This is a genomic window from Citrobacter sp. JUb117 (assembly GCF_024809055.1).
In the GTDB taxonomy this organism is placed as follows: Bacteria; Pseudomonadota; Gammaproteobacteria; order Enterobacterales; family Enterobacteriaceae; genus Citrobacter; species Citrobacter gillenii.
Genome location: NZ_JANUFB010000004.1, coordinates 272,928 through 296,401, shown reverse-complemented (window position 1 = coordinate 296,401; position 23,474 = coordinate 272,928). Strand labels below are relative to the sequence as shown.

Sequence of the window (23,474 nt, the reverse complement as noted above, 5' to 3'; positions counted from 1 at the left end):
TACTTATTCACCCGTAGATTGTGAGAACAGCGTGGAAAGTTAAGTTTTCAGTATTTCCACTTTCCACAGACACACAACGGCAAACAGCAAATCAATACGCAGAAAAAAACTTGTTGAATATGAACGGGTAAAAAAAAGACGTGTGATTTGCATCACTCACATTTACAGCTTTTTAAATTATTGGCAGTGATTAATGTTGACTGGGCTATTTCCATAATCAATCAAATCTTGCATAGTGCTTCCACATTATTTCACCCCCTGTATCAGGCGGAGAATAGTAATATTTCATCAGCCTCTGTTGATGAACTCGATATGATTTACTTCACATTAATACGTACACGACCACTGTTACTGGAGAAACAACATGAATTATCCGGCAGAACCCTTCCGTATTAAAAGCGTTGAAACTGTATCTATGATCCCGCGTAATGAACGCCTGATAAAAATGCAAGAAGCGGGTTACAATACTTTCCTGTTAAATTCGAAAGATATTTATATTGACCTGCTGACAGACAGCGGCACTAACGCGATGAGCGACAAGCAGTGGGCCGGAATGATGATGGGTGATGAAGCGTATGCGGGCAGCGAAAACTTCTATCATCTGGAAAGAACCGTGCAGGAACTGTTTGGCTTTAAACATATTGTTCCGACTCACCAGGGACGCGGTGCAGAAAACCTGTTATCGCAGCTGGCCATTAAGCCGGGGCAATATGTTGCCGGGAATATGTATTTCACCACCACGCGTTATCACCAGGAAAAAAACGGTGCCATCTTTGTGGATATCGTGCGTGACGAAGCACACGATGCCGGTCTGAATATTGCTTTTAAAGGTGATATTGATCTTAAAAAATTACAAAAGCTAATTGATGAAAAAGGCGCAGAGAATATTGCGTATATCTGCCTGGCGGTGACGGTTAACCTCGCGGGCGGGCAGCCGGTCTCGATGGCTAACATGCGTGCGGTGCGCGAACTGACGGAAGCTCACGGCATTAAAGTGTTCTACGATGCCACCCGCTGCGTAGAAAACGCCTACTTTATCAAAGAGCAAGAGCAGGGTTTTGAGGACAAGAGCATCGCCGCGATCGTCCATGAAATGTTCAGCTATGCCGACGGTTGTACCATGAGTGGTAAAAAAGACTGTCTGGTGAACATCGGCGGCTTCCTGTGCATGAACGACGACGAAATGTTCTCTTCTGCCAAAGAGTTAGTGGTGGTCTATGAAGGCATGCCATCCTACGGCGGTCTGGCCGGACGCGACATGGAAGCGATGGCGATTGGCCTGCGCGAAGCCATGCAGTATGAGTACATCGAGCACCGCGTGAAGCAAGTTCGCTACCTCGGCGACAAGCTAAAAGCTGCCGGTGTGCCGATTGTTGAGCCAGTGGGCGGACACGCGGTATTCCTCGATGCGCGTCGCTTCTGCGAACATCTGACCCAGGACGAGTTCCCGGCGCAGAGCCTGGCAGCCAGCATTTATGTCGAGACCGGCGTGCGCAGTATGGAGCGCGGTATTATCTCTGCGGGCCGTAATAATGCCACCGGTGAGCACCACAGACCAAAACTCGAAACAGTACGCCTGACTATTCCACGCCGCGTGTATACCTATGCGCATATGGATGTGGTGGCAGACGGCATCATTAAACTTTACCAGCATAAAGAAGATATTCGCGGGCTGAAGTTTATTTACGAGCCGAAGCAGTTGCGCTTCTTTACCGCACGCTTTGACTATATTTAAATGTTATTCAGGCCCCATCTTGTGATGGGGCTTTTTTGTATTCCTTTTCCATGAACAGGAAGCCTTTGCGGTGCCCGTTACCGTAATATAACGAAAAAATTGCAAACCCTGACTCCGACATTTTTATTATCCGCATGATGTACAAATGACAGCTGTAATTATAACGAATAGTCTACAGGAACATTTATCATGGATATTAATGCCATTGAGCGACAGAGTAGTACCCCCGGACTGATTAGCGGAACCATGTTGGTTATCGCAACCGTCGTGGGCGGTGGAATGTTTTCCCTGCCGATTGCGATGGCCGGCGTATGGTTTCCCGGCGCCTCTGTCATTCTGCTTTTTGTTGCCATCATGATGTTATTAACCGGCCTGATGCTGGTTGAAGTTAACCTGCATTACGGCGCAGGTGCCAGTTTTAATACCTTTACTCAGGATTTATTAGGCCAGAAGTGGAATATCGTGGTCGGTATCGCGTTTGGCTTTGTGTTGTATATTCTGACCTACGCCTATATCTCCGGGTCATCGGCGGTGATGGCGCAAACTGTGTTCAAATACAGCGGCGTGCGCTTTCCGGCGAATGTCTCGGTGGTGATTGTCAGTATGCTGGTCGGGGCGATTGCCTGGTACAGTTCGCTGCTGGTCGGACGCATCACCACTATTTTGATCATCGGTAAGTTTATCGCGTTCTTTGCCACATTCTCCGGGCTGGTCGGCCATATTGAAGTGGCGAAACTGGTCGACAGCGTAGCGGTGGCGATCCCAGGGTCGCAGTACCTGCCGTACATCCTGATGACGCTGCCGTTCTGTATTATCTCATTTGGTTTTCATGGCAACGTGCCGAGCCTGGTCAAACTGTACGGTAAGAGTGGGATCCCGCATATTACGCGTTCGATAATCATCGGCACGCTGTTTGCTCTGCTGCTGTATGTCTTCTGGCTGGGCGTGACGATGGGCAACATCAGCCGTTCGGAATTCCCGCCGATTATCGCTAAAGGCGGCAATATCGACGTGTTTGTCGAGGCCATTAGCGGGCTGTTTACCAGCCGCTATATGGATCTGATCCTGACTTTCTTCGGCAACTTTGCGGTAGCCAGTTCCCTGCTGGCGGCAACCCTCGGCCTGTTTGACTATATCGCTGACTTGTTTCACTTCCCGGATAACGGCGTCGGTCGTCTGAAAACTGCGCTGGTAACCTACTTCCCACCGGCTGCTGTGTGCTTTTTCTTCCCGAATGGTTTTGTTCACGCGATTGGTTATGCCGGTCTGGCCTTCACCATCTGGAGCGTGATCCTGCCACCGTTCCTGGTAAAAGCGGCGCGTAAGCGTTTCCCTACGGCCAGCTACACTGCACCCTGCAATAACACGGTGCTTAACCTGGTGATCGTCTGCGGGGCGGTTGTCTATCTGACGGTGGTGCTGGACGTATTTGGCCTGCTGCCTACGTTCCGGTAACGGGAGGCGCTATGTTTCTGACATTGCTACGGTTTCAGCATCCGCTGGTTTATCGCTTTGCGTGGCTGCGTTTACGGGTGGTGGTGTTAAGAACGTGCGGAATGCGTAAGAGAAAGGGGTGAGTGTTTTACTCTGCTGTAGCAGCCGGATGCGGCGCTTGCGCCTTATCCGGCCTACAAATGTGCGTGAAACGTAGGCCTGATAAGCGAAGCGCCATCAGGCATAAGTGCCAGGCATTACACGCGGAAGTAGCGTGGTGGGATCAACGCAGAAAAGGCGTCGAACTTCTTCACCATCTTTTTCCAGAACAACATAACAACAATCCTCTCTTTGAAATATCGGCGCTATTTTAGTCAGCGCCGACAAATCGTAAAGCCAGCCGCGGCGTTCTCCTGACCGGGTGGCTGTAAACCTTTTTGTTCACTGTCTTGTCAAACACGCTTGCCAGAATATGGCTGGGGTTGACAATGCGTTACGCCATAAACCAGTAGTAAAAGAGGCCGACCTTTAAGCCGAGGATCACGATGTAGGCGCAGCAGTATTTCATGGTGCCAGACATAATCTGGTTCGCCTGGCCTTCCATTTTGGTGGCGGAAACCGCAATGGCGATGCTCTGTGGGGAGATCATTTTCCCGCCCGTTGCGCCGGAGGTGTTGGCCGCCGCCAGCCAGTTAGGGTCAATATTCAACTTGCTGGCAGCAATGGTTTGCAGTTTACCAAACAGAATATTCGAGTTGGTGTCGCTGCCGGTGACAAACGTACCCAGCGCGCCAATGACCGGGGCGAGAAAGACATACGAGCCGCCGGTCAGGTCAACAATCGACTGAGCCAGCGTGGCGATAATACCGCTGAGATCCATCACCGTGGCCAGCGCAACAATCGCCATAATGGCGACGATCGAGTTCTTCAACTGGAAAATGGTTTTGACAAACACTTCCAGCATCCCGCGCGCCGAAGCCCCCTGGATAAAACCGCCGATCAGGGTCGCAAAGATGATCAGCATCCCCGGCGTGGTGACCCACTCGATTTTCAGCGCCAGCGTTTTACCGTCGGCGAGGGTGAAATGCAGCACCGAAGCCAGCTGTGATGCTGCCGCTTTTACCGCCGGGAACAGCGGCGAGCACAGCAGAATAAAGATAAAAATAAACAGGTAGATGGAGCCGACCCGGAACAGCACCTTCGCCGAGCGCGGTGTGGTTTCCCGGGTATGGCTGGTTTCAATGCGCCATTCGGGAGCGGTTTTGCCGTTGCGCAGGCGACCAAGAATGGCGACGGCAAACAGGCTGACCAGGCTGCCGGCAAATGCAGGGAGTTCTGCGCCAAGGTGGATAGCGACAAAATACTGCGGCACCAGCGTGGTAATACCGCAAATTAGTGTGATGAAGAACACGCCGCGAATCGCCTTCAGGCCACCGCCGATAATACAAATAATCACAAACGGCAGCAGAATATTAAACAGCGCCAGCTGCATAATAATGGTTCCGCCGAGGGTGAAAACCGGCAGGTTAACCTGTTCAGCGAGAATTGAAACCGGAATACCCACCGCGCCGAATGCCGTCGGCACGGTATTGGCGACGAGTGAGGCGATGGCCGCTTTGAGCGGATTGAATCCCAGTGCGATCAGGATGCCGATAGGAATGGCAACCGCGGTGCCGTAGCCAGCGGCGGCCTCAAGAAATCCGCCAAAACACCACGAAATAAGCAGTACCTGGATGCGTTTATCTTCACTAATACTGGCGAGAATATCGCGCAGAATATCCAGCGCTTTGGTGGCCTGCATCACGTTATAACTGAATATCGCACCGAGGATCACAATCACAATCGGCCATAACCCTTTGAGGGCACCATAGCCCACGGAGGCTTTCAAATTCTGTAACGGCATATCCCAGAATATCGCCGACAGCGCGATGGTAAAGGCCAGCGTAATCAAGACTGAATAATGAATCGGCATTTTTAATTTTAGTATTAAAAATACCATAAGCAGCAAAGGAGAGAGGGCTAAAACAAACATAATATATTCGTTCATTACTATTCCTGATGGGTTTATTAAACCTTATTTGTATTTATGGCGGGAAACTTACATGGCTGGATAAATAAAATATGCAAACTGAATCGCTTCAGTGGATAAAGTAATTATGATTAATGGTTTTGTAACTATTGTAAGCTTTTAATTGATGAATAATGCTCTGTAAATATCTTTGGGCGCAAAATGGGTACCTATAAATAGTTATATAATGGTCTGTGTAATAATGATAGAGACGGGCGGGTAAGTCGTTTTAAACGGTTTTTTGATTTCTGATAATTGTGTTTTTCAATATAAAAATGTGAGCGAGGCCGAAAGAAATAAACCAGGGTATTGCATGTAAGTAATGATTGGGGGATTATTTTGTTTTGTCATACAAATGAATGTATCGCCATTTTCGATTGCCCTGATATAAGGAGCGGAGAGCCGCCCTCCATGAAAAACACTGATAATAAATCCTTTTTGACTGCACTTACCCAACGGGTTGGCCCCGCCTACGTCCTTACCGATCCGTCCAAAACGGCGCGTTATCGCAAGGGCTTCCGCTCGGGTCAGGGCGAAGCGCTGGCGGTGGTGATCCCCGGCTCTCTGCTTGAACTGTGGCAGGTGCTCAAGGCCTGCGTGGAGGCCGATAAAATCATTCTGATGCAGGCCTCAAATACCGGCCTGACGGAAGGCTCCACGCCGAACGGCAAGGGCTACGATCGCGACATCGTTATCATCAGCACGCTGCGCCTCGACAGTCTGCATGTGCTGGATGAGGGCAAGCAGGTGCTGGCGTATCCGGGTACCACGCTGTATTCGCTGGAGAAGGCGCTGAAGCCGTTTGGCCGCGAGCCGCATTCGGTGATTGGCTCCTCCTGCATTGGTGCGTCGGTGATTGGCGGTATCTGTAATAACTCCGGCGGTGCACTGGTTCAGCGTGGCCCGGCGTACACCGAGATGTCACTGTTTGCCCGCGTGGATGAACAGGGACAGCTACAACTGGTCAATCATCTGGGCATCGAACTGGGCGAGACGCCGGAACAGATCCTCGCCCGCCTGGATAACAACGCGATTGCGCGTGCTGACGTCAGTCATGACGGGCGTCACGCGCACGACCACGACTACGTGACCCGCGTCAGAGACGTTGATGCCGACACCCCGGCGCGCTACAACGCCGACCCGGACCGCCTGTTCGAATCCTCAGGCTGCGCGGGGAAACTGGCGGTGTTTGCCGTGCGTCTGGACACCTTTGAAGCTGAGAAGAATCAGCAGGTGTTCTACATTGGTACCAATCAGACCTCGGTGTTGACGGACATACGCCGCCATATGCTGGCGACGTTTACACATTTACCGGTCGCCGGTGAGTATATGCATCGTGATATCTATGATGTTGCAGAGAAATACAGTAAAGACACCTTCCTGATGATCGACAAACTCGGCACCGACAAAATGCCGTTTTTCTTTAATCTGAAGGGGCGCACCGAGGCCATGCTGGAGAAGGTGAAGATTTTCCGCCCGCACTTTACCGACCGCGCAATGCAGACATTCAGTCATCTTTTCCCGAGCCATCTCCCGCCACGCATGAAAACCTGGCGTGACAACTACGAGCATCATCTGATGCTGAAAATGGCAGGGGACGGCATCGGCGAAGCGCAGGCGTGGTTAACCGAGTACTTTAAAACGGCAGACGGAGATTTCTTTGCCTGTACCCCGGAAGAGGGCAGCAAGGCGTTTCTGCACCGCTTTGCTGCCGCGGGAGCCGCCATTCGCTATCAGGCCGTTCATTCTGATGAGGTTGAGGATATTCTCGCGCTGGATATTGCGCTACGCCGCAATGATACCGAGTGGTATGAACATCTGCCGGCTGAAATTGACAGTCAGCTGGTGCATAAACTTTATTATGGCCACTTTATGTGCCATGTGTTCCATCAGGATTATATCGTTAAAAAAGGCGTTGATGCGCACGCGTTAAAAGAACAGATGCTCGAACTGTTGCGCCAACGCGGGGCGCAATATCCGGCAGAACATAATGTTGGCCACCTTTATAAAGCGCCTGAAAATCTGGCGCGGTTTTATCAGGAAAATGACCCGACCAACAGCATGAACCCGGGCATTGGTAAAACCAGTAAACGTAAAAACTGGGCCTGACGAAAAGACAATAAAACAGTAAAGGTCAGGTATCACCGTTTTATTAATGGCCAGTTTTTATTATTGAATTATTACCGGGCGGCGATGTGTCGCTGGTTTTAAAAGGCAATGAAGCAATGGGGTATTTATTGTGAATGTAAATTTCTTTGTCACCTGTATTGGTGACGCGCTGAAATCACGGATGGCACGCGATTCCGTATTGTTGCTGGAAAAGCTCGGCTGCCGCGTTAATTTCCCCGAGAAGCAGGGGTGCTGCGGTCAGCCCGCCATTAACAGTGGCTATATCAAAGAAGCCATCCCGGGGATGAAAAACATGATCGCTGCGCTGGAGGATAATGACGATCCGATTATCTCTCCGGCAGGTTCGTGCACCTATGCGGTCAAAAGCTACCCGACGTATCTGGCCGATGAACCTGCATGGGCATTGCGTGCCGAAAAGGTTGCCGCGCGCATGCAGGATCTCACCTCTTTTATTGTCAACAAACTGGGCGTCGTGGACGTCGGTGCCAGCCTGCAGGGCAGAGCGGTTTATCACCCTTCGTGCAGCCTGACTCGCAAGCTGGGCGTGAGAGAAGAGCCGCTCACGCTGTTGAAAAACGTACGCGGTCTCGATCTGTTAACCTTTGCCGATCAGGACACCTGCTGCGGATTCGGCGGCACTTTCTCGGTCAAAATGGCCGAAATATCCGGCGAGATGGTGAAAGAGAAAGTCCTGCATCTCATGGATGCGAAACCGGAGTATTTGATTGGTGCCGACGTCAGCTGCCTGCTGAACATTGGCGGCCGACTGCAGCGTGAAGGCCAGCCGGTCAAAGTGATGCATATTGCTGAAGTGCTGATGAGCCGCTGAGGGGAAAGAGATGTCGATAAAAACCAGCGATGTAGAGTTTAAAACGCGCATTCGCCAGCAAATTGACGATCCGATTATGCGCAAAGCCGTGGCTAACGCGCAGGGGCGCATCGGCGCGAACCGGCAAAAAATGGTCGATGAGTTAGGGCACTGGGAAGAATGGCGCGACCGTGCCAGTCAGATCCGCGACCACGTTCTGAGTAACCTCGACGCCTACCTGTATCAACTCTCCGAGAAAGTGACGGAAAACGGCGGTCAGGTGTTTTTCGCAAAGACCAAGGAAGAGGCTACCCGCTACATTTTGCAGGTCGCGAAAGCGAAAAATGCGAAGAAGGTGGTGAAGTCCAAGTCGATGGTGACCGAAGAGATCGGCGTTAACCACGTGCTGCAGGATGCCGGTATTCAGGTGATCGAAACCGATCTGGGCGAATATATTCTCCAGTTAGATCAGGATCCGCCTTCGCATGTGGTGGTCCCGGCTATCCATAAAGATCGCTATCAGATCCGTCGCGTGCTGCATGAGCAGATGGGCTATGACGGCCCGGAAACGCCGGAAGCGATGACCTTGTTCATCCGCCAGAAGATCCGCGAGGATTTCCTCAGCGCTGAAATTGGCATTACCGGCTGTAACTTCGCGGTGGCGGAGAGCGGCTCGGTTTGTCTGGTCACCAACGAAGGTAACGCGCGGATGTGTACCACGTTACCGAAAACACACATTGCGGTGATGGGCATGGAGCGTATCGCGCCGACGTTTGCCGACGTGGACGTGCTGATCACTATGCTGGCACGCAGTGCGGTGGGCGCTCGTCTGACGGGCTATAACACCTGGCTTACCGGGCCGCGCGAGGCGGATAACGTCGACGGGCCTGAAGAGTTTCACCTGGTGATTGTGGATAACGGTCGCTCGCAGGTGCTGGGTTCTGAGTTTCGCGATGTGCTGCGCTGCATCCGCTGTGGAGCCTGTATGAACACCTGCCCGGCGTATCGCCATATTGGCGGGCACGGCTACGGCTCTATTTATCCAGGGCCTATCGGGGCGGTGATCTCTCCGCTGCTCGGCGGCTATAAAGATTTTAAAGACCTGCCTTACGCTTGTTCACTGTGCACGGCCTGCGACAGCGTTTGTCCGGTACAGATCCCGCTGTCAAAACTGATCCTGCGCCATCGCCGGGTAATGGCCGAGGAAGGGATTACCCCGAAAGCGGAACGTCGGGCGATCAAAATGTTCGCTTATGCCAACAGCCATCCAGGGTTGTGGAAGGTCGGCATGATGGCTGGTGCCCACGCGGCGAGCTGGTTTATCAATGGCGGTAAAACGCCGCTCAAGGTTGGCGCGATTGGCGACTGGATGGAAGCGCGCGATCTTCCTGATGCTGACGGAGAGAGTTTCCGTAGCTGGTTTAAGAAACATCAGGCGCAGGAGAAAAAGAATGGATAACCGTACCGCGTTTTTAAACACCGTTGCCCAGGCGCTGGGCCGTCCGCTGCGGCGGGAACCGCAGGCCGAAGCCGCGCCGGTGAACAACTATGCGAACGAGCGGCTGACCGAACTCAGCCCGCAGCAGCGCTGCGATGCGTTTGTGCAGTTTGCCAGCGAGGTGATGCTGGCGCAGTGCGAACTGACCCATGAGGCGCAGGCCCCTGAGGCGGCGTTACGTCTGTGCCAACAGCTGGGGCAGCAGCCGGTGGTGGTTAGCGGCGACAGTCGGCTGGCAGAACTGGGGATAACCGAGCGTTTGCAGCGAGAGTGTAATGCTGTGGTCTGGGATCCGGTGCGTGGAGCCGAGAATATTGTTCAGGCCGAGCAGGCGAAAGTTGGCGTGGTGTATGCCGAGTATGGCCTGACGGAGTCCGGGGGCGTGGTGCTGTTTTCCGCTCCGGAGCGCGGGCGTTCAATCAGCCTGTTGCCCGAGTCCTCTATTTTCGTGCTGCGTAAAAGCAGCATCCTGCCGCGTGTGGCGCAACTGGCGCAGGTTCTGCATCAGAAAGCGCAGGCCGGTGAGCGTATGCCGTCGTGCATTAACATCATCAGCGGGCCCAGCTCAACGGCGGATATTGAGCTTATCAAAGTGGTCGGGGTGCATGGTCCGGTGAAGGCGGTGTATCTGATTATTGAAGATTGTTGAGATTCGTGAATAAGACCGCTCTGGCGTTGTAGCCCAGAGCGGGATGACATTCCGCACTCTGCGGACTCTCCTTTCGCAAGGGATCGCCTGAAAATGGCGTCCTGGTCCGCGCTTTCCTCTGCGGTTTAACGTTCCTGCACCTGTTTTTTCTGCTGATAAAATCGGCGTACAACATTGTTTCCAGTCACCGCAAGTGGCGATTTTTACGCCGTTACGTGGCTGGTAAAATTGATCTAAATCAATTTAAATCGACTTATTTTTAAAAGCGAAAGAATGCAATGTTTACTAAAATTTTACCTTTCCGTGCTTATTTTTCGACAACGCAGGCGACAACGCAGTGAGAATCAACGCGATTTACGCAGCGGATAGCACCGAAAATCAACGCAAAAAGGCATATAAAAACAGGGGTTTTAGGTAAAAGTAGACATTAAACACGTTATGTAACCTATTGGCTGGAATGATGTTTTGATGGCACATTGTTAGCCACGCGGTAGACGTCTTTTTTTTAATCTAATGAGTCACAATGAATGTGCGTAAAGTAAAAATTACACATTATTCTACAATCAAGTTATCTTTCATTTGAAATAGCGTTCCACTTTTAAATGATTTATTAACAGTTTCATTACTATTGTGCATTTTTTTTGCCGTTGACATGTTTTTACACTGGATGCATATTTCATCGCCATAAGCGTATTATTGCGTTCAGGAGATGACAATGCCTTCTCGAGATTATCCCGATAGTCGAAAAGCCAGAGGTACCCGCTCGAAAGATATGGTTCTTTTAAGTGCGCGTGTCGATACCTCTTTGTGGGAATACGTTCGCACGCTGGCATTTGAAACACGAAAAAGCAAACAAGATATTATTGCTGAAGCATTAATGCTACATCGCTCTATTAATGAGAGTGACTCTCAGTAATACATGCTATCACGCTCTGTCTGGGTTTTATTTATATTCCCAATAATGATATATGCCTTGCTACGTCCTTAATAATTTTACTGGTGTGTTATTTGTTTTCCCCTTGTTCAATAGGGGGCTTTTTTATGTTGGCGCGCCGCCCGCATAACAAAGTTGATAGCAAAATTCACAATTAAAAGTGAGTAAAAAATGAAAAAGACAGCAATGGCATTAGCCGTGATGGCATTAGGGGTAACGTCCGTTCATGCAGCGGAAATTTATAACAAAGATGGCAATAAACTGGATTTGTACGGCAAAGTTAAAGCAGTACATACCTGGACTGACGGCACCGACGCCGACGGTACTTATGCGCGTCTGGGTTTTCGTGGTGAGACACAAATTAACGATCAGCTGACCGGTTATGGCCACTTTGAAAGTCAGTTTGATGCCGCTGGAGCAGAAGGTTCTCAGGATGGTATTAAAACACGTCTCGCGTTTGCTGGCCTGGATTACGGTCACGACGTTAGCTTTGACTACGGTCGTAACTACGGTGTCGCTTATGACGTGGGATCTTACACTGACGTTCTTTCAGAGTTCGGCGGTGATTCCTATGAAAATACTGACCGCTTCCTTACTACACGCACTTCTGGCGTTGCAACACTCCGTACCAAAAATCTGTTTGGTGCCGTTGATGGTGTAAACCTGGCGGCGCAATACCAGGGTCAGGATGATACCGATGCGGACCCGGCTAAACAGCACGGCAATGGCTATGGCTTCTCTCTGGGTTATGACAACATCGCGGACTCTGGCGTGTCTGCCATCGCGGCTTACTCTACCAGCGCGGTAACTGCTGAGCAGAAACAGCAGGGCTGGGAAGGTGATAACGCTGAATTCTGGGGGGCGGGCCTGAAGTATGATGCCAATGCTGTCTATGTGGCGACGATGTACGGTGAATCCCACAACCTGATCCAGAATGCCAACAAAGCGCAGCACTTTGAAGCGATGGCGGCCTATGTGTTTGATTTTGGTCTGCGTCCGAACGTGGCTTACGTCCACTCACGTGACACTGACAACACTGACCTGACCGAGTACGTGGCGCTGGGTACCGATTACTACTTCAACAAAAACATCGTGGCCGATGTGGGTTACAAGTTTAACCTGCTCAATGGCCAGGACGGTGACAACGAAGTTGTTGCTGGCCTGACCTACCAGTTCTAAGTTTTTGTTATGTCATGAAAAAGGCGTCTCTAGTCAGACGCCTTTTTTACATTGCTTTTCCTGTCAGACTGGCTGCTGTGGGTTGCCACGCACTTCGCTAAATAACCACTTCCAGATCCCCACTTTTACCCATGCCACCACGCAGAAAATGAGATAAAAAAGTGGTTTATGCGTTATCGAAACGCGCATTACTTCCATCAGATCTACATGTAAATTTCCGGCGATGGCCATATTAATGACGAATATAGAGGCAATGGTACTAGCCAGCAAAATAAGAATCGCTTTGATGGTGCCTATCTCTGGCCACTTTCCGGCAGCCCACTGCCAGAGAAAAATCGTGGTGAGTACAAATATAATAAACAGCCCTGCGGCCCCGAAAAAGCCGAAGTCTTTATAATCCTTCATGGTGCTAAATAAGCTGATGATAATAATTAACCCAAGTATGATTTTTTTAAACCACGACATGTACTGTTCCTGAATATGCTGTTGATGTTGTATGGATATGTCCATTTTTACTCATTTTATGTTTATTCTACAAATGAGTTAAGACGGATTATAAAGTGTCTGGAAAATGAATTATTGGTTATTTGTGGATTATGAAATGTTGACATTTAATTGCGGAGTAATCCGAATCTAAGATTTTTTAGAGGGGGGCGCTTATACTTCTTTAGGTGTAAGAGAACGCTGTTTATAGCATTGTACTGCACTAATCAGTGCAGCAAAAAATAGTGCCGCTGCACCACACAGCGTAGCGTTGATAATGGCGACAGCACCGCTTCCCAGCAGGCTGGTTAATAGCGGCCCGAGAATTTGCCCAATGCCGTACGTCAGCGTCACCAGTCCCAATAGGTTAATGTTTCGCGGCACGCTGAGTTGGCGGGCGAGCGGCATCACCAGTGAGGTGGTTCCCATAAAGGTTGCGCCAAAACCGATACTGCTGAGAACCAGCAGGAACAACGAGTCGCTGGCAAGTGTTAACACCACGCAGGCGCTTTGGGTCAGCAGATTGGCGGTCAGGCATTGCAGGACTCCCCAACGTTTCGCCGCCCATAGCCAGCCGAAACACCCCGGAATGATTGCGATGCCAACCAGCGACCACAGGTGTACGGTCAGCAGTGGCGAACCGGCATTTTTCGCCATCAGCGGCAGGTAAGTGGCGACAATGATGTAGCCAAAACCGGCCAGCCCGTAAAGCAACGCCAGCAGCCACCATGACATCGGTTGATGCGCGGATTTTGCTAGTGGTACGGCGGGCAGCACGCGGTCACGAGAGGGGAGCAGCACGACCAGCAGCAGAAGGAGTAAGCCAGAAAGGACTCCGGCACCCAGCCACAGCGTATGCGATGGCAGCGCAAAGCGTAAACCAGCGATGACATACTCATTACCGAGAAAAATGCCGGTCCCGACGCCGGAGAACAGGGCCGCAATCACAAACGGATGACGGGTATGCTGCAGAACCACCATCGAACCAAAGATCATCATACCGGCACTGGCGACACCTGCCAGAAAGCGGATCGCCATCATCAGTGCGGGCTGGGTAAAAAACGCCATCGCCAGGATAAGTCCGGTGGTCGCGAGCGCAGACGCTAATAGCATCGGACGTAGGCGTGAGGGCTGGTGGAACAAGGCGAAGGAAAACAGCAGGCTGCCTGCCAGATACCCGGCGTAGTTGGCGCTGGCAATCCACGAGAGTTGGCTAAAGGTAAACTGACCTTCAGTCAGCAGCACCGGCAGCATTGGCGTATACAGAAAGCGGCCAATCCCCATGCCCAGCGTCAAGACCAGCAGGCCAAACAGCGCGATGCGGATGGAATGATGATTTGAACCAGGACTTCCCTGCGGCATGCAGACGCTCACTTCACGCTGTTATGTGGATATTTGTTATATTACATATGCAAATGATAATTTAAAGTTAAATGATGCAGGTTTTACCGTCAGAGGATTTTCTTCAGGTCCATTTCTTTTTTCTCCTTAAAAATTCGGCAGCGTGAGCAGAGACGGAAGTTGCGACAACAGATATAACACCAGCCCGATAGAACCGCCAACCAGCGTGCCGTTGACGCGAATAAACTGCAAATCTTTGCCGATGTTGAGCTCAATTTGTTGCGACATCTCCCGAGCATCCCAGCTTTTGACCGTGTCGCTGATGTGTCGCGTCAGGAAGGTAGCGAACTCCGGTGCGACTTTTTTCGCAGCCTGCTCCAGGTGTTCATTCAGCGACGCACGCAGGGCACCATCGGCAACCAGCGTTTCGCCAAACCACTGTCCGGCGCTGGCAATGCGTTGTTTCACGCGAGAATCATCGGCGTTAATGTCGGTTTTCACCCATTGACGCAGATCCGCCCACAACTCGCCGAGATAGCGGTTAAAGGCTTCGTCCTCTTTCAGGTAGCTTTTGAGGCTTTCTGCACGTGCGGCCATGTCAGGATCGTGTTTGAGCTTATCGATCAGGTTCAACGTGGCGCGATCGAAGGCGTGGCGGATCTGATGCGCCCGATCGTGACTGATGTCATCCAGCAGGGAGTTGACCGCATCAGAGACCAGCTCGGCGCTGTGTTCACCGAGCCATTCGGTTGGCAGGATCTTCGCTTTGAGCGGATGTTCGGTCTCCAGCCAGCGCACAATCTGCTGGGCGATAAACGCCCGCGAACTGTCGCGCTGTAGCAGGGCGATCAGCTGCGTAATCAGCGTGTCGAGCAGCACCTGGTGGCGGTTGTTTTTGGTCATGCTTTCCAGCATTAATGCGCTGGTGCCGGAGAGATCGACCTTGTCGATAGCCTTATGCACCGCGCGTTTGATCAGCCGCTGGATGCGGGCGTCGTCGGTCAGTTCGAGAAATCCGCTCATGATCTGCAGCAGATGCTGGCCGATGCGCCGGGCATTTTCCGGTTGGCTGAACCAGTTGCCAATGAGCAGCGCCGGTTCATGGCGGCGAATCAGCGCCACCAGTGACTGGGTGTCGAGGAATTTTTCCTGCACGAACTGACCCAGGTTTTCGCCGATGCGGTCTTTATTACGCGGGATAATCGCCGTATGGCGCGAGATAAACGGGATCGGTACCCGGCGAAAAAGCGCGACCACGGCGAACCAGTCCGCCAGCGCGCCTACCATCGCCGCTTCGGCAATCGCTTTGATCCCGAGCACCCAGAAGTTGGGTGGCAGAAACAACGTGATGACGAAGGTCGCGGCAGCAATCAGCAGCAGAGAGAGCGCCAGTCGCTTGGCGCGTTTGAGTTCAGCAATTTTATTCATAGACTTAAGGATAGAGCCAGACGGGGGGAACGTGCAAAAATTGTGGCACGCCTCCCATTTTTAGACTGAACGATCTTATCCTGGGATCCAGTTGTCCCACGCGGGTAACGGACCGAGTTCCGCCACCAGAAAATCGATAAACGATCGTACCTTCGGATTACTGTACTTGCTGGGAAAATACAGCGCATACAGGGCGTGGGTTTCACAGGTGATGGTGCCGTCGAGCATCAGCGGCGTGACCTCTTCTTTTTGAATATGATCGCCAATCAGATAGGTGGGTAAATACGCCACGCCCTGATCTTCTAACACCGACTTCAATAACACCAGGCTGCTGTTGGCCTGGATCGGCATATGCAGCTTCAATTGATGCAAACGATCCTGCTCGTCTGCCACTTTTAGCACTGGCGTGAGGCCGGGGTAAACCAGGCAATCATGATTCACCAAGTCGCTGCGGCGCTGGGGCATCCCTTTTTTTGCGAGGTATCCCGGCGACGCGCAGTACGCCCAGCGGATAGGGACCAGTTTACGCATGGCGTAATTCTGCGGCGGCGCGGTGGAGATGCGCAGGGCGATGTCGAAATCGGTTTCGTTCAGATTGACGAAGTTATCGTTGAGATCGATGTACAGATTCACATCCGGGAACTGGGTACGATATTTATCCACCAGGTTTACCAGTCGCGAATAACCAAAGGCAATGGAACAGGTGATGCGTAATTCGCCCTGCGGGCTGTGGTAATAACCGGAGGTAGTATTCAGCGTTTCATCAAACTCTGTCAGTAGCTTATTGGCGCGGTTAAATAAATATTGCCCGGCATCGGTCAGGGTAATACTGCGGGTGGTGCGTTTAATTAACGTTGTCCCCAGCGTGTCTTCCATTGCCGTCAGGCTTTTGCTTACCGCGGAAGGCGAGACGTTGAGCTGTGCGGCGGCCTCCGATAACCCTCCGCAGTCAACGATTTTGACGAAAAATTCCAAATGCTTGAGTGAAATCGGCGTACCCATAATTTCCTTTAATTCACAAGTGATTTGCAAAAACGGTACGAATAGGCCGTTACATTCGCATTTTAAACATGCAACTATTGAATCACAGGAAACAACTCGCTGGCAAAATGAAAAAATAACAGGTTAAGTGAGTTGCATCACAAAATATAAGGAGGCAGGCCTGAAACGCATCAAGTTGTGAATGTAGTCTCATTAAAAATTATATAATTTAAAAGGTACCCATTATGTGGTCACGACTCGAACCCTACAGATCGTCGATTATTTTATTATTTGCTCTGGTTATTGGCGGCTTATTAGGTATTTATGCCCCGACGTTTGCCAGCACACTCCAGCCAGTCGGTCAGATATTCTTAAACCTGTTATTTATGATCATCGTGCCGCTGGTGGGGATCAGCGTCATGTCTTCTATCGCCAGTATGACCGACCTGAAAAGGCTGGGACGCATTATGGCGATTATCTTTATTGTTTCGATCGCGATGGCCTTTATTCCGGCTGCCGGGATTGTGGCGCTGGCGCTATGGTACAACCCGGCGCAGGGCGTCACTATCGATCTCTCGCAGTCCGTGCAGGCGGGCAGTGGCAAGATGGATTTTGTCAGCATGATCACCACCAATGATTTTATCGGACTATTTTCGAAGTCCAATATTCTGGCGCTGATCGTCATGGCGATCATTGCCGGTGTGGCGATTGGGCAATCAGATCAGGCGGGGAAACGCATTGCGTCACTGCTGGAAGATGCCAATACCGTGATCATGAAGATCGTCTCTATCATTATGAAAGTGGCGCCGATTGGTCTTGGTTGCTATTTCGCTGCGACCATGGCCAGCCAGGATTCCGCGCTGCTGTTAACCTTTGCCCGCGCCATTGGCCTGTTTATGGTCGCCACGCTGGTCTACTTTGTTTTCGGCTCAATTCTCTATTCGTATATTGGCGGCGGTGTTCCGGCGGTCAGAGCCTTCTGGCGTAATGCGATTGAACCTTCTGCCACCGCGCTGGGAACCTGTTCTTCACTGGGCACATTACCTGTCACGCTGCGCGCCGGTAAGGCGATGGGGATTAACCCGGAAATTGTGGATGTCTCTATTCCGTTGTTGGTTAACCTGAACAAAGGCGGCGTGGCGATGATTGCCGCGCTGAAAATTGTCTTTATCTATTCCGTGCTCGGCATGCCGTTCACCACCGAGACCTTCTTCCTGACCATGCTGATTGCCGTGCTCTCGGCCATTATCGTCGGCGGCGTACCGGGCGGCGCGTTTCTGGGTGAGATCTTTATTGTCACCACGCTCGGGTTGCCGATGGAAGCGATCCCGATGCTGGTGGTGCTGGGTACGATTACCGATGCGCCCGCCACGCTTATCAACGTGATCCATGATTTGAACGCGGCACAAATTGTTGAGCGGTTTGCTGGAAAAAAGCAGAACGACGCTGAAATCAACGCGACCGCCGCTGCGGTATAGGTTTGCACACGGATTAAGAAACAGGAGATGTTATGAAAGACGCAATGAAGATTGAAACCCAACTGGTCGTCGCCGGACGTGACAAACGTTACACCCAGGGGGCGGTGAATCCGGTTATCCAACGCGCTTCTTCGCTGGTGTTTGATACCGTGAAGGATAAAAAATTCGCTACCGCCAATCGCGCTAACGGGGAACTGTTTTATGGTCGTCGCGGTACCTATACCCACTTCGCTTTTCAGAAGGCGATGAGCGAGCTGGAAGGCGGTGCGGGCTGTGCGCTGTACCCGTGCGGGGCCGCGGCGGTTACCAATGCGATTCTGGCGTTTGTACAAAGCGGCGATCATATCCTGATGACCGGCGCGGCCTATGAGCCAACCCAGGATTTCTGTAATAAGATCCTGAGTAAATTCAACGTGGAAACCACCTATTACGATCCGCTGATTGGCGCAGGTATCGTCGATTTTCTGCGCCCTGAGACGAAAGTGGTGTTTCTGGAATCGCCCAGTTCAATCACCATGGAAGTACAGGATGTGCCGGGAATGGTGAAGGCGATCCGCGCAGTGAACCCGGACATCGTCATCATGATCGACAACACCTGGGCGGCGGGCGTACTGTTTAAGGCGCTGGATTTCGGCGTGGATATTTCCATTCAGGCGGGGACGAAATACACCATTGGCCACTCGGACGGCATGCTGGGCACGGCGGTGTCCAACGCCCGCTGCTGGGATCGTCTGCGTGAGAACTCGTATCTGATGGGGCAAACGCTGGATGCCGACACGGCGTATAACGGCAGCCGTGGACTGCGCACGCTGGCGGTACGTCTGAAACAGCATCAGGAAAGCAGTATCCATATTGCCCGCTGGCTGTCGGCAAGACCGGAGGTGGCGCGGGTGAATCATCCGGCGTTACCGGAGTGTCCGGGCCATGAGTATTTTCAGCGCGACTTTGCCGGTAGCTCGGGCCTGTTCTCGTTTATCCTGAAAAAGCGCCTGACTGATGAACAGATGGCGAATTTCCTCGATAACTTCTCGCTGTTCCATATGGCCTATTCGTGGGGCGGATTCGAGTCGCTGATTCTGGCTAACCAGCCGGAGGAGCTGAATAGCATTCGCCCTGCCGGGGATGTCGACTTCAGTGGCACGCTGGTCAGGGTGCATATTGGCCTGGAAGATGTCGGTGATTTGATTGCCGATCTGGACGCCGGGTTCGCGCGTATCGCGTAATGTGATGTGATAAATGCCGGATGCGGTGCCAGCACCTTATCCGGCCTACCACGATGGCGTAGGCCGAATAAGCATGGCAGGTTAGTTTTCCGTGGCTAACGTCGTGGCCTCGTGCTGACGTACCCGCTTCAACAATCCGGCGAGCGTGAATACCACGACAATACCTGCGACAACCGCCAACAGGTGAAACGAAATCCTGCCGCCGTTAAACCACAGCCAGCGCCCAATTTCGACAGAAACCGCCATTACCGTCAGGATCACCATATTCAGCGATGCGGAGACCGTGCCCTTCGGCAGGTTGTTGGAAAACAGCGTAAAACGGAACAGCGTCGGGAAAATCATCCCGATACCAAATGCATACAGACTGGTGCCCAGCACCGACCACAGCCAGACGTGCGGCCAGAGTAAATTGCCACCAATCAGTATCGCCAGCCCGCTCAATTGGACAGGTGCTGCCCGCCAGATAAAGCGCGGCCTTGTCGGGTCCTTCACAAATCGCACCACCACCATATTGGCGACGATAACCGCTCCAAATACCGGAGCCTGCGCCCAGGCAAACTGCGAGGTGGTCATGCCGCCCGCGTCGATCAGGATCACCGGTGATACCGCCACCCAGCTCATCATCGGGATGTAGCTCAGCGACAGCGTGGCGGCCCCAAACAGGAACACCCGGTTGCGAAATACATCGCGAAAATCCCGCAGTACGCCGCGTGCGCTGAACGGCACCGTGCCGCGCTGCACCGTTTCTGGCATCGCCAACAGCAGGCCAATAAAGGCGACCAGGCCCATCGCGGCAATGATGGCAAACAGAACCTTCCAGTGGACAAAGTGCATCAGCGCCGCCCCGGAGAGCGGGCCAATTACCGGTGCCACCAGCACAATGGAGGTGATGATGGCCATCAGCTTGATGGCCTTTGTCTGGCCAAATGCCTCCTGCACCGTGACGTAGCCGACGGTGGCGATAAAGCAGATGCTGGTGCCCTGCACAACGCGTGCAATCAGAAACTGCGTCATTGAGGTGGTGAACAGTGTAGCCGCGCAGGCAAGGGTGAAGATGAGCGCGCCGGTAATCAGCACCGGTCGGCGTCCAATTCGATCGGAAAGCGGACCTAACAACCACTGTAGCGCCATCCCACCCGCCAGATACAGGCTAACCGCAGCCGGTGCCAGGCTGACATCAGCGTTGAAATCCCGCACGACATTAATGATGCCGGGTTGGATCAGGTCCGTTGACAGGTAGGCGGCGAAGTCGTACAGAATCAGCGCGATGGGGAAAAACAGCGTCGTGGCGCGTTGCGAGAAAAACGCGAAAATCCGTTGCATAAAACAGCTCCTTGTCGGGAGAAAACCCTCAACGGGAATAGCGAGATCGCACCTCGGGTGGCGTCAGTTGAATGGAAAATAGACATCCGCAGTGTAATGCGAATGGGCGCGTAAGCAAACGCGTTTTTGCGGGGAGTGTTCTGAGAAAATGTCTGCCTTGCAGAGGGCGGTATTTACTGTGGATAGTGCCTCGCAGACATAAAACGTGTTGAATGAGAGTCATAAATTTAGCCGTTATAGTCGCGCCATCTTTTTCCTCGGACGATGGATCTCCATGAAAAAAACACCGACCTCAACCCCGCATGATGCGGTCTTTAAAACATTTTTACGTCATCCGGAGACTGCCCGGGATTTTCTACAGATTCATCTCCCTGATGCGTTACGCGAAATATGTGACCTGCAGACACTAAAGCTCGAGTCTGACAGTTTTATTGAGGGGGATTTACGCGCGTATTACTCCGATGTGCTGTGGTCGCTGAAAACGACGGAAGGGGATGGATATATTTACGTAGTGATTGAACATCAGAGTACACCGGATGCGCATATGGCGTTCAGGTTGATGCGCTATGCGATAGCGGCCATGCAAAAACATTTAGATGCCGGACACCCGCAATTACCGCTGGTGGTGCCGATGCTGTTTTATCACGGCGCTAAAAGTCCGTATCCCTGGTCACTGTGCTGGCTGGATGAATTTGCCAATCCAACATTGGCTCGTCGGCTTTATGCCGCAGCGTTTCCGCTGGTCGATATTACAGTTATTCCGGACGATGAGATTGTGCAGCATCGCCGTATGGCGCTGCTGGAATTAATACAAAAACATATCCGTCAGCGCGATCTTATGGGATTGGTCGAGAACATTGTTTCTCTGTTAGTTACCGGGTCCACTAATGACAGCCAGCTCAAGACGCTGTTTAATTATATTTTGCGAACCGGTGATGCACCTCGCTTCAATACGTTTATCAGTGCGATTGCCGAACGTTCACCGCAGCATAAGGAGCATTTGATGACGATCGCGGACAGATTGCATGAGGCGGGATTTAAAAAAGGATGGCAGGAAGGCAAACAGGAAGGCAAACAGGAAGGTAAACAGGAAGGTAAACAGGAAGGGCTGATGGAGGGGCGGCGTGATGAAGCATTGCGTATTGCCCGCACCATGTTGACCGACGGTATCGATATCAACACGATACAAAAAATTACCCGACTGTCCGCTGAGGATATCCAGGGGTTAAACCACTAGACAGAGGCGAAGCCGGGTGTGCCGATTTACTCTATCGCCACCATCACCGCCTCTCCGAGTTTCTGCATCACTTCCCGGTGCTTTTCGTCTGGTGGCAGTGCGCAGTTGATACGTACGCAGTTGCGATACTTTCCTGACGCCGAGAACAGCGAACCTGGCGCGACCTGGATTTTCAGGCGGCAGAGCTGTCTGGCGACGCAGACCATGTCGACCTGTGGTGGCAATTCGACCCACAGCATAAAGCCGCCTTTTGGTCGGGTGACGCAGATCCCGCAGGGGAAGTATTCCCGTACCCAGCAGGTGTAGATTTCCATATTGCGCTGGTAAATCTGGCGCATACGCCGGACATGGCGATGATAATGACCCTCGCGCACAAAGGTTGCCGCCGCCAGCTGCGTGGCGGGAACGCTGGTGCCGATGACGGCGTATTTCATGTGCAGCAGTTTGTCATAATAGCGACCCGGAACCACCCAACCCACGCGCAGACCCGGTGCCACAGATTTGGTAAATGAGCTGCACAGCAGCACCCGACCGTCGCTATCCCAGGAATGAATTGTGCGTGGACGCGGATACTCCGTCGCCAGTTCGCCATACACATCATCTTCAAAAATCACAATGTCGTGACGCTGGGCGAGGGCGAGTACCGCTCGCTTGCGGGCATCCGGCATAATAAATCCGAGGGGATTATTGCAGTTGGGAACCAGCAGCACCCCTTTAATCGGCCACTGATCCAGCGCCAGCTCCAGGGCTTCAATACTGATCCCGGTATCCGGATCGGTCGGGATCTCAATCACTTTGATGCCAAGACCGCGTAGCAGCTGCATGGTGCCGTAATAGGCGGGGGATTCCACAGCGACGATATCGCCGCGCTGGCAGACCGTCAGCAGCGCCAGCGACATTCCGCTCTGGCTGCCGCTGGTGATTACGATATCGTCCGCACTGACCACCGAACCGCCGTCCAGCATCAGCCGGGCTATCTGTTGGCGCAGTTCCCGACAGCCGGGCAGCTCGTCGTAACCCAGCACCGCGCGCAGATTATGCTGCGCCACGCGGCTTAACTCGCGCCACAGCGGTTTCAGGCTGGGTTGATTAATATCGGGAACGCCGCTGCTGAAAGGGACGATTGATGTGTCTGCGTGACCTGCCAGCATGTCCAGCACCTGATCCCACTGGGTTATCTCCACCGGACGCTGTACCGGGCGCGACATTGGCGGCACCGGCGGCTGTGCTTTACGCGGGGCGACAAAATAGCCAGAGCGCGGCTGCGGGGTGATCAGCTGTCGCTGTTCCAGCATCTGATATGCCTGCTGTACGGTGCTGATGCTGACCCCATGTTCCTGACTCAGGCTGCGCACCGACGGCAGCTTTTCGCCATGGCAATACAACCCCTGCTCAATGCGTTCGGCCAGCAGACTGGCCAGATATTGGTAACGCGTCATGCTGTATCCCTCATGGGTACCATACAGATCAAAAAACCCGTACAGACTGGCGTGAAAAAGGTGATTCAGGATCCTTTTTAACCAATCTGTATGTTAAATAAAAGTA

General features: G+C 52.3%; 18 protein-coding genes. 11 read left to right on the top strand and 7 right to left on the bottom strand.

Going from position 1 to position 23,474, the window contains the following annotated elements:
• Nucleotides 1-364 precede the first annotated feature (364 nt).
• Together M2374_RS11355 and M2374_RS11350 are read left to right on the top strand one after the other, a co-directional pair.
• Nucleotides 365-1,735, top strand: coding sequence for a tyrosine phenol-lyase (locus tag M2374_RS11355; RefSeq protein WP_096758452.1), 1,371 nt, complete (start codon nt 365-367; stop codon nt 1,733-1,735).
• Between the two features lie 189 nt (nt 1,736-1,924).
• Complete coding sequence (locus M2374_RS11350) at nt 1,925-3,190, top strand: aromatic amino acid transporter (RefSeq protein ID WP_096758451.1); 1,266 nt, start codon at nt 1,925-1,927, stop codon at nt 3,188-3,190.
• 472 nt (nt 3,191-3,662) lie between these two features.
• On the opposite strand, the gene M2374_RS11345 is transcribed toward M2374_RS11350, so the two are convergent.
• A complete protein-coding gene (locus M2374_RS11345; RefSeq protein ID WP_096758450.1) occupies nt 3,663-5,216 on the bottom strand; it encodes an L-lactate permease in 1,554 nt (517 codons plus the stop codon).
• 432 nt (nt 5,217-5,648) lie between these two features.
• Between M2374_RS11345 and dld the strand changes: the two genes are divergently transcribed.
• The 6 genes from dld (at nt 5,649) to M2374_RS11315 (ending at nt 12,435) form a co-directional block, all read left to right on the top strand.
• Nucleotides 5,649-7,346 (top strand): D-lactate dehydrogenase, encoded by a 1,698-nt coding sequence (gene dld, locus M2374_RS11340; RefSeq protein ID WP_149385165.1) that lies wholly within the window; start codon nt 5,649-5,651, stop codon nt 7,344-7,346.
• Nucleotides 7,347-7,476: 130 nt separating this feature from the next.
• On the top strand, nt 7,477-8,196 hold the full coding sequence (locus M2374_RS11335) for a (Fe-S)-binding protein (RefSeq protein WP_181688498.1): 720 nt from the start codon (nt 7,477-7,479) through the stop codon (nt 8,194-8,196).
• 10 nt (nt 8,197-8,206) lie between these two features.
• Nucleotides 8,207-9,634, top strand: a complete 1,428-nt coding sequence (locus M2374_RS11330) for a LutB/LldF family L-lactate oxidation iron-sulfur protein (protein ID WP_181688497.1) — start codon at nt 8,207-8,209, stop codon at nt 9,632-9,634.
• The gene (locus tag M2374_RS11325) at nt 9,627-10,322 is read left to right on the top strand and encodes a lactate utilization protein C (protein ID WP_117342376.1); all 696 of its coding nucleotides are present in this window, start codon (nt 9,627-9,629) and stop codon (nt 10,320-10,322) included. The genes M2374_RS11330 and M2374_RS11325 overlap by 8 nt, the downstream gene beginning before the upstream one ends.
• A gap of 715 nt (nt 10,323-11,037) precedes the next feature.
• Nucleotides 11,038-11,238, top strand: a complete 201-nt coding sequence (locus M2374_RS11320) for a hypothetical protein (RefSeq protein ID WP_096758446.1) — start codon at nt 11,038-11,040, stop codon at nt 11,236-11,238.
• 189 nt (nt 11,239-11,427) lie between these two features.
• Nucleotides 11,428-12,435 (top strand): porin, encoded by a 1,008-nt coding sequence (locus tag M2374_RS11315; RefSeq protein ID WP_115259553.1) that lies wholly within the window; start codon nt 11,428-11,430, stop codon nt 12,433-12,435.
• A 63-nt stretch (nt 12,436-12,498) separates the two neighbouring features.
• Here the strand turns inward: M2374_RS11315 and M2374_RS11310 are convergent, their stop codons facing one another.
• The 4 genes from M2374_RS11310 to M2374_RS11295 form a co-directional block, all read right to left on the bottom strand.
• Nucleotides 12,499-12,900 (bottom strand): hypothetical protein, encoded by a 402-nt coding sequence (locus tag M2374_RS11310; protein ID WP_137399037.1) that lies wholly within the window; start codon nt 12,898-12,900, stop codon nt 12,499-12,501.
• A 192-nt stretch (nt 12,901-13,092) separates the two neighbouring features.
• Nucleotides 13,093-14,280 (bottom strand): MFS transporter, encoded by a 1,188-nt coding sequence (locus M2374_RS11305; protein WP_181688496.1) that lies wholly within the window; start codon nt 14,278-14,280, stop codon nt 13,093-13,095.
• Nucleotides 14,281-14,406: 126 nt separating this feature from the next.
• Nucleotides 14,407-15,687 (bottom strand): DUF445 domain-containing protein, encoded by a 1,281-nt coding sequence (locus tag M2374_RS11300; protein ID WP_115259549.1) that lies wholly within the window; start codon nt 15,685-15,687, stop codon nt 14,407-14,409.
• A 75-nt stretch (nt 15,688-15,762) separates the two neighbouring features.
• Nucleotides 15,763-16,689 carry a LysR family transcriptional regulator gene (locus tag M2374_RS11295; RefSeq protein WP_115259548.1) on the bottom strand — a complete coding sequence of 309 codons (927 nt, stop codon included), beginning with the start codon at nt 16,687-16,689 and terminating at the stop codon, nt 15,763-15,765.
• 224 nt (nt 16,690-16,913) lie between these two features.
• Between M2374_RS11295 and M2374_RS11290 the strand changes: the two genes are divergently transcribed.
• Together M2374_RS11290 and metC are read left to right on the top strand one after the other, a co-directional pair.
• Nucleotides 16,914-18,146 (top strand): dicarboxylate/amino acid:cation symporter, encoded by a 1,233-nt coding sequence (locus tag M2374_RS11290; RefSeq protein ID WP_115259547.1) that lies wholly within the window; start codon nt 16,914-16,916, stop codon nt 18,144-18,146.
• A gap of 32 nt (nt 18,147-18,178) precedes the next feature.
• Entirely contained in the window at nt 18,179-19,369 is a 1,191-nt protein-coding gene (gene metC / locus M2374_RS11285; protein WP_117342374.1) for a cystathionine beta-lyase, read from the top strand.
• 81 nt (nt 19,370-19,450) lie between these two features.
• On the opposite strand, the gene mdtM is transcribed toward metC, so the two are convergent.
• Entirely contained in the window at nt 19,451-20,692 is a 1,242-nt protein-coding gene (gene mdtM, locus M2374_RS11280) for a multidrug efflux MFS transporter MdtM (protein ID WP_181688495.1), read from the bottom strand.
• 274 nt (nt 20,693-20,966) lie between these two features.
• On the opposite strand from mdtM, the gene M2374_RS11275 reads away from it, so the two are divergent.
• Complete coding sequence (locus tag M2374_RS11275; RefSeq protein ID WP_181688494.1) at nt 20,967-21,929, top strand: Rpn family recombination-promoting nuclease/putative transposase; 963 nt, start codon at nt 20,967-20,969, stop codon at nt 21,927-21,929.
• A gap of 26 nt (nt 21,930-21,955) precedes the next feature.
• On the opposite strand, the gene M2374_RS11270 is transcribed toward M2374_RS11275, so the two are convergent.
• Nucleotides 21,956-23,368, bottom strand: coding sequence for a PLP-dependent aminotransferase family protein (locus M2374_RS11270; protein ID WP_181688493.1), 1,413 nt, complete (start codon nt 23,366-23,368; stop codon nt 21,956-21,958).
• Nucleotides 23,369-23,474: the final 106 nt, after the last annotated feature.

Bases quoted from the DNA above. Each gene is read 5' to 3' on its own strand.
- M2374_RS11355 (WP_096758452.1), top strand. From the start codon at position 365: ATGAATTATCCGGCAGAACCCTTCCGTATTAAAAGCGTTGAAACTGTA.
- M2374_RS11350 (WP_096758451.1), top strand. From the start codon at position 1,925: ATGGATATTAATGCCATTGAGCGACAGAGTAGTACCCCCGGACTGATT.
- M2374_RS11345 (WP_096758450.1), bottom strand. From the start codon at position 5,216: ATGAACGAATATATTATGTTTGTTTTAGCCCTCTCTCCTTTGCTGCTT.
- dld (WP_149385165.1), top strand. From the start codon at position 5,649: ATGAAAAACACTGATAATAAATCCTTTTTGACTGCACTTACCCAACGG.
- M2374_RS11330 (WP_181688497.1), top strand. From the start codon at position 8,207: ATGTCGATAAAAACCAGCGATGTAGAGTTTAAAACGCGCATTCGCCAG.
- M2374_RS11325 (WP_117342376.1), top strand. From the start codon at position 9,627: ATGGATAACCGTACCGCGTTTTTAAACACCGTTGCCCAGGCGCTGGGC.
- M2374_RS11320 (WP_096758446.1), top strand. From the start codon at position 11,038: ATGCCTTCTCGAGATTATCCCGATAGTCGAAAAGCCAGAGGTACCCGC.
- M2374_RS11315 (WP_115259553.1), top strand. From the start codon at position 11,428: ATGAAAAAGACAGCAATGGCATTAGCCGTGATGGCATTAGGGGTAACG.
- M2374_RS11310 (WP_137399037.1), bottom strand. From the start codon at position 12,900: ATGTCGTGGTTTAAAAAAATCATACTTGGGTTAATTATTATCATCAGC.
- M2374_RS11305 (WP_181688496.1), bottom strand. From the start codon at position 14,280: ATGCCGCAGGGAAGTCCTGGTTCAAATCATCATTCCATCCGCATCGCG.
- M2374_RS11300 (WP_115259549.1), bottom strand. From the start codon at position 15,687: ATGAATAAAATTGCTGAACTCAAACGCGCCAAGCGACTGGCGCTCTCT.
- M2374_RS11295 (WP_115259548.1), bottom strand. From the start codon at position 16,689: ATGGGTACGCCGATTTCACTCAAGCATTTGGAATTTTTCGTCAAAATC.
- M2374_RS11290 (WP_115259547.1), top strand. From the start codon at position 16,914: ATGTGGTCACGACTCGAACCCTACAGATCGTCGATTATTTTATTATTT.
- metC (WP_117342374.1), top strand. From the start codon at position 18,179: ATGAAAGACGCAATGAAGATTGAAACCCAACTGGTCGTCGCCGGACGT.
- mdtM (WP_181688495.1), bottom strand. From the start codon at position 20,692: ATGCAACGGATTTTCGCGTTTTTCTCGCAACGCGCCACGACGCTGTTT.
- M2374_RS11275 (WP_181688494.1), top strand. From the start codon at position 20,967: ATGAAAAAAACACCGACCTCAACCCCGCATGATGCGGTCTTTAAAACA.
- M2374_RS11270 (WP_181688493.1), bottom strand. From the start codon at position 23,368: ATGACGCGTTACCAATATCTGGCCAGTCTGCTGGCCGAACGCATTGAG.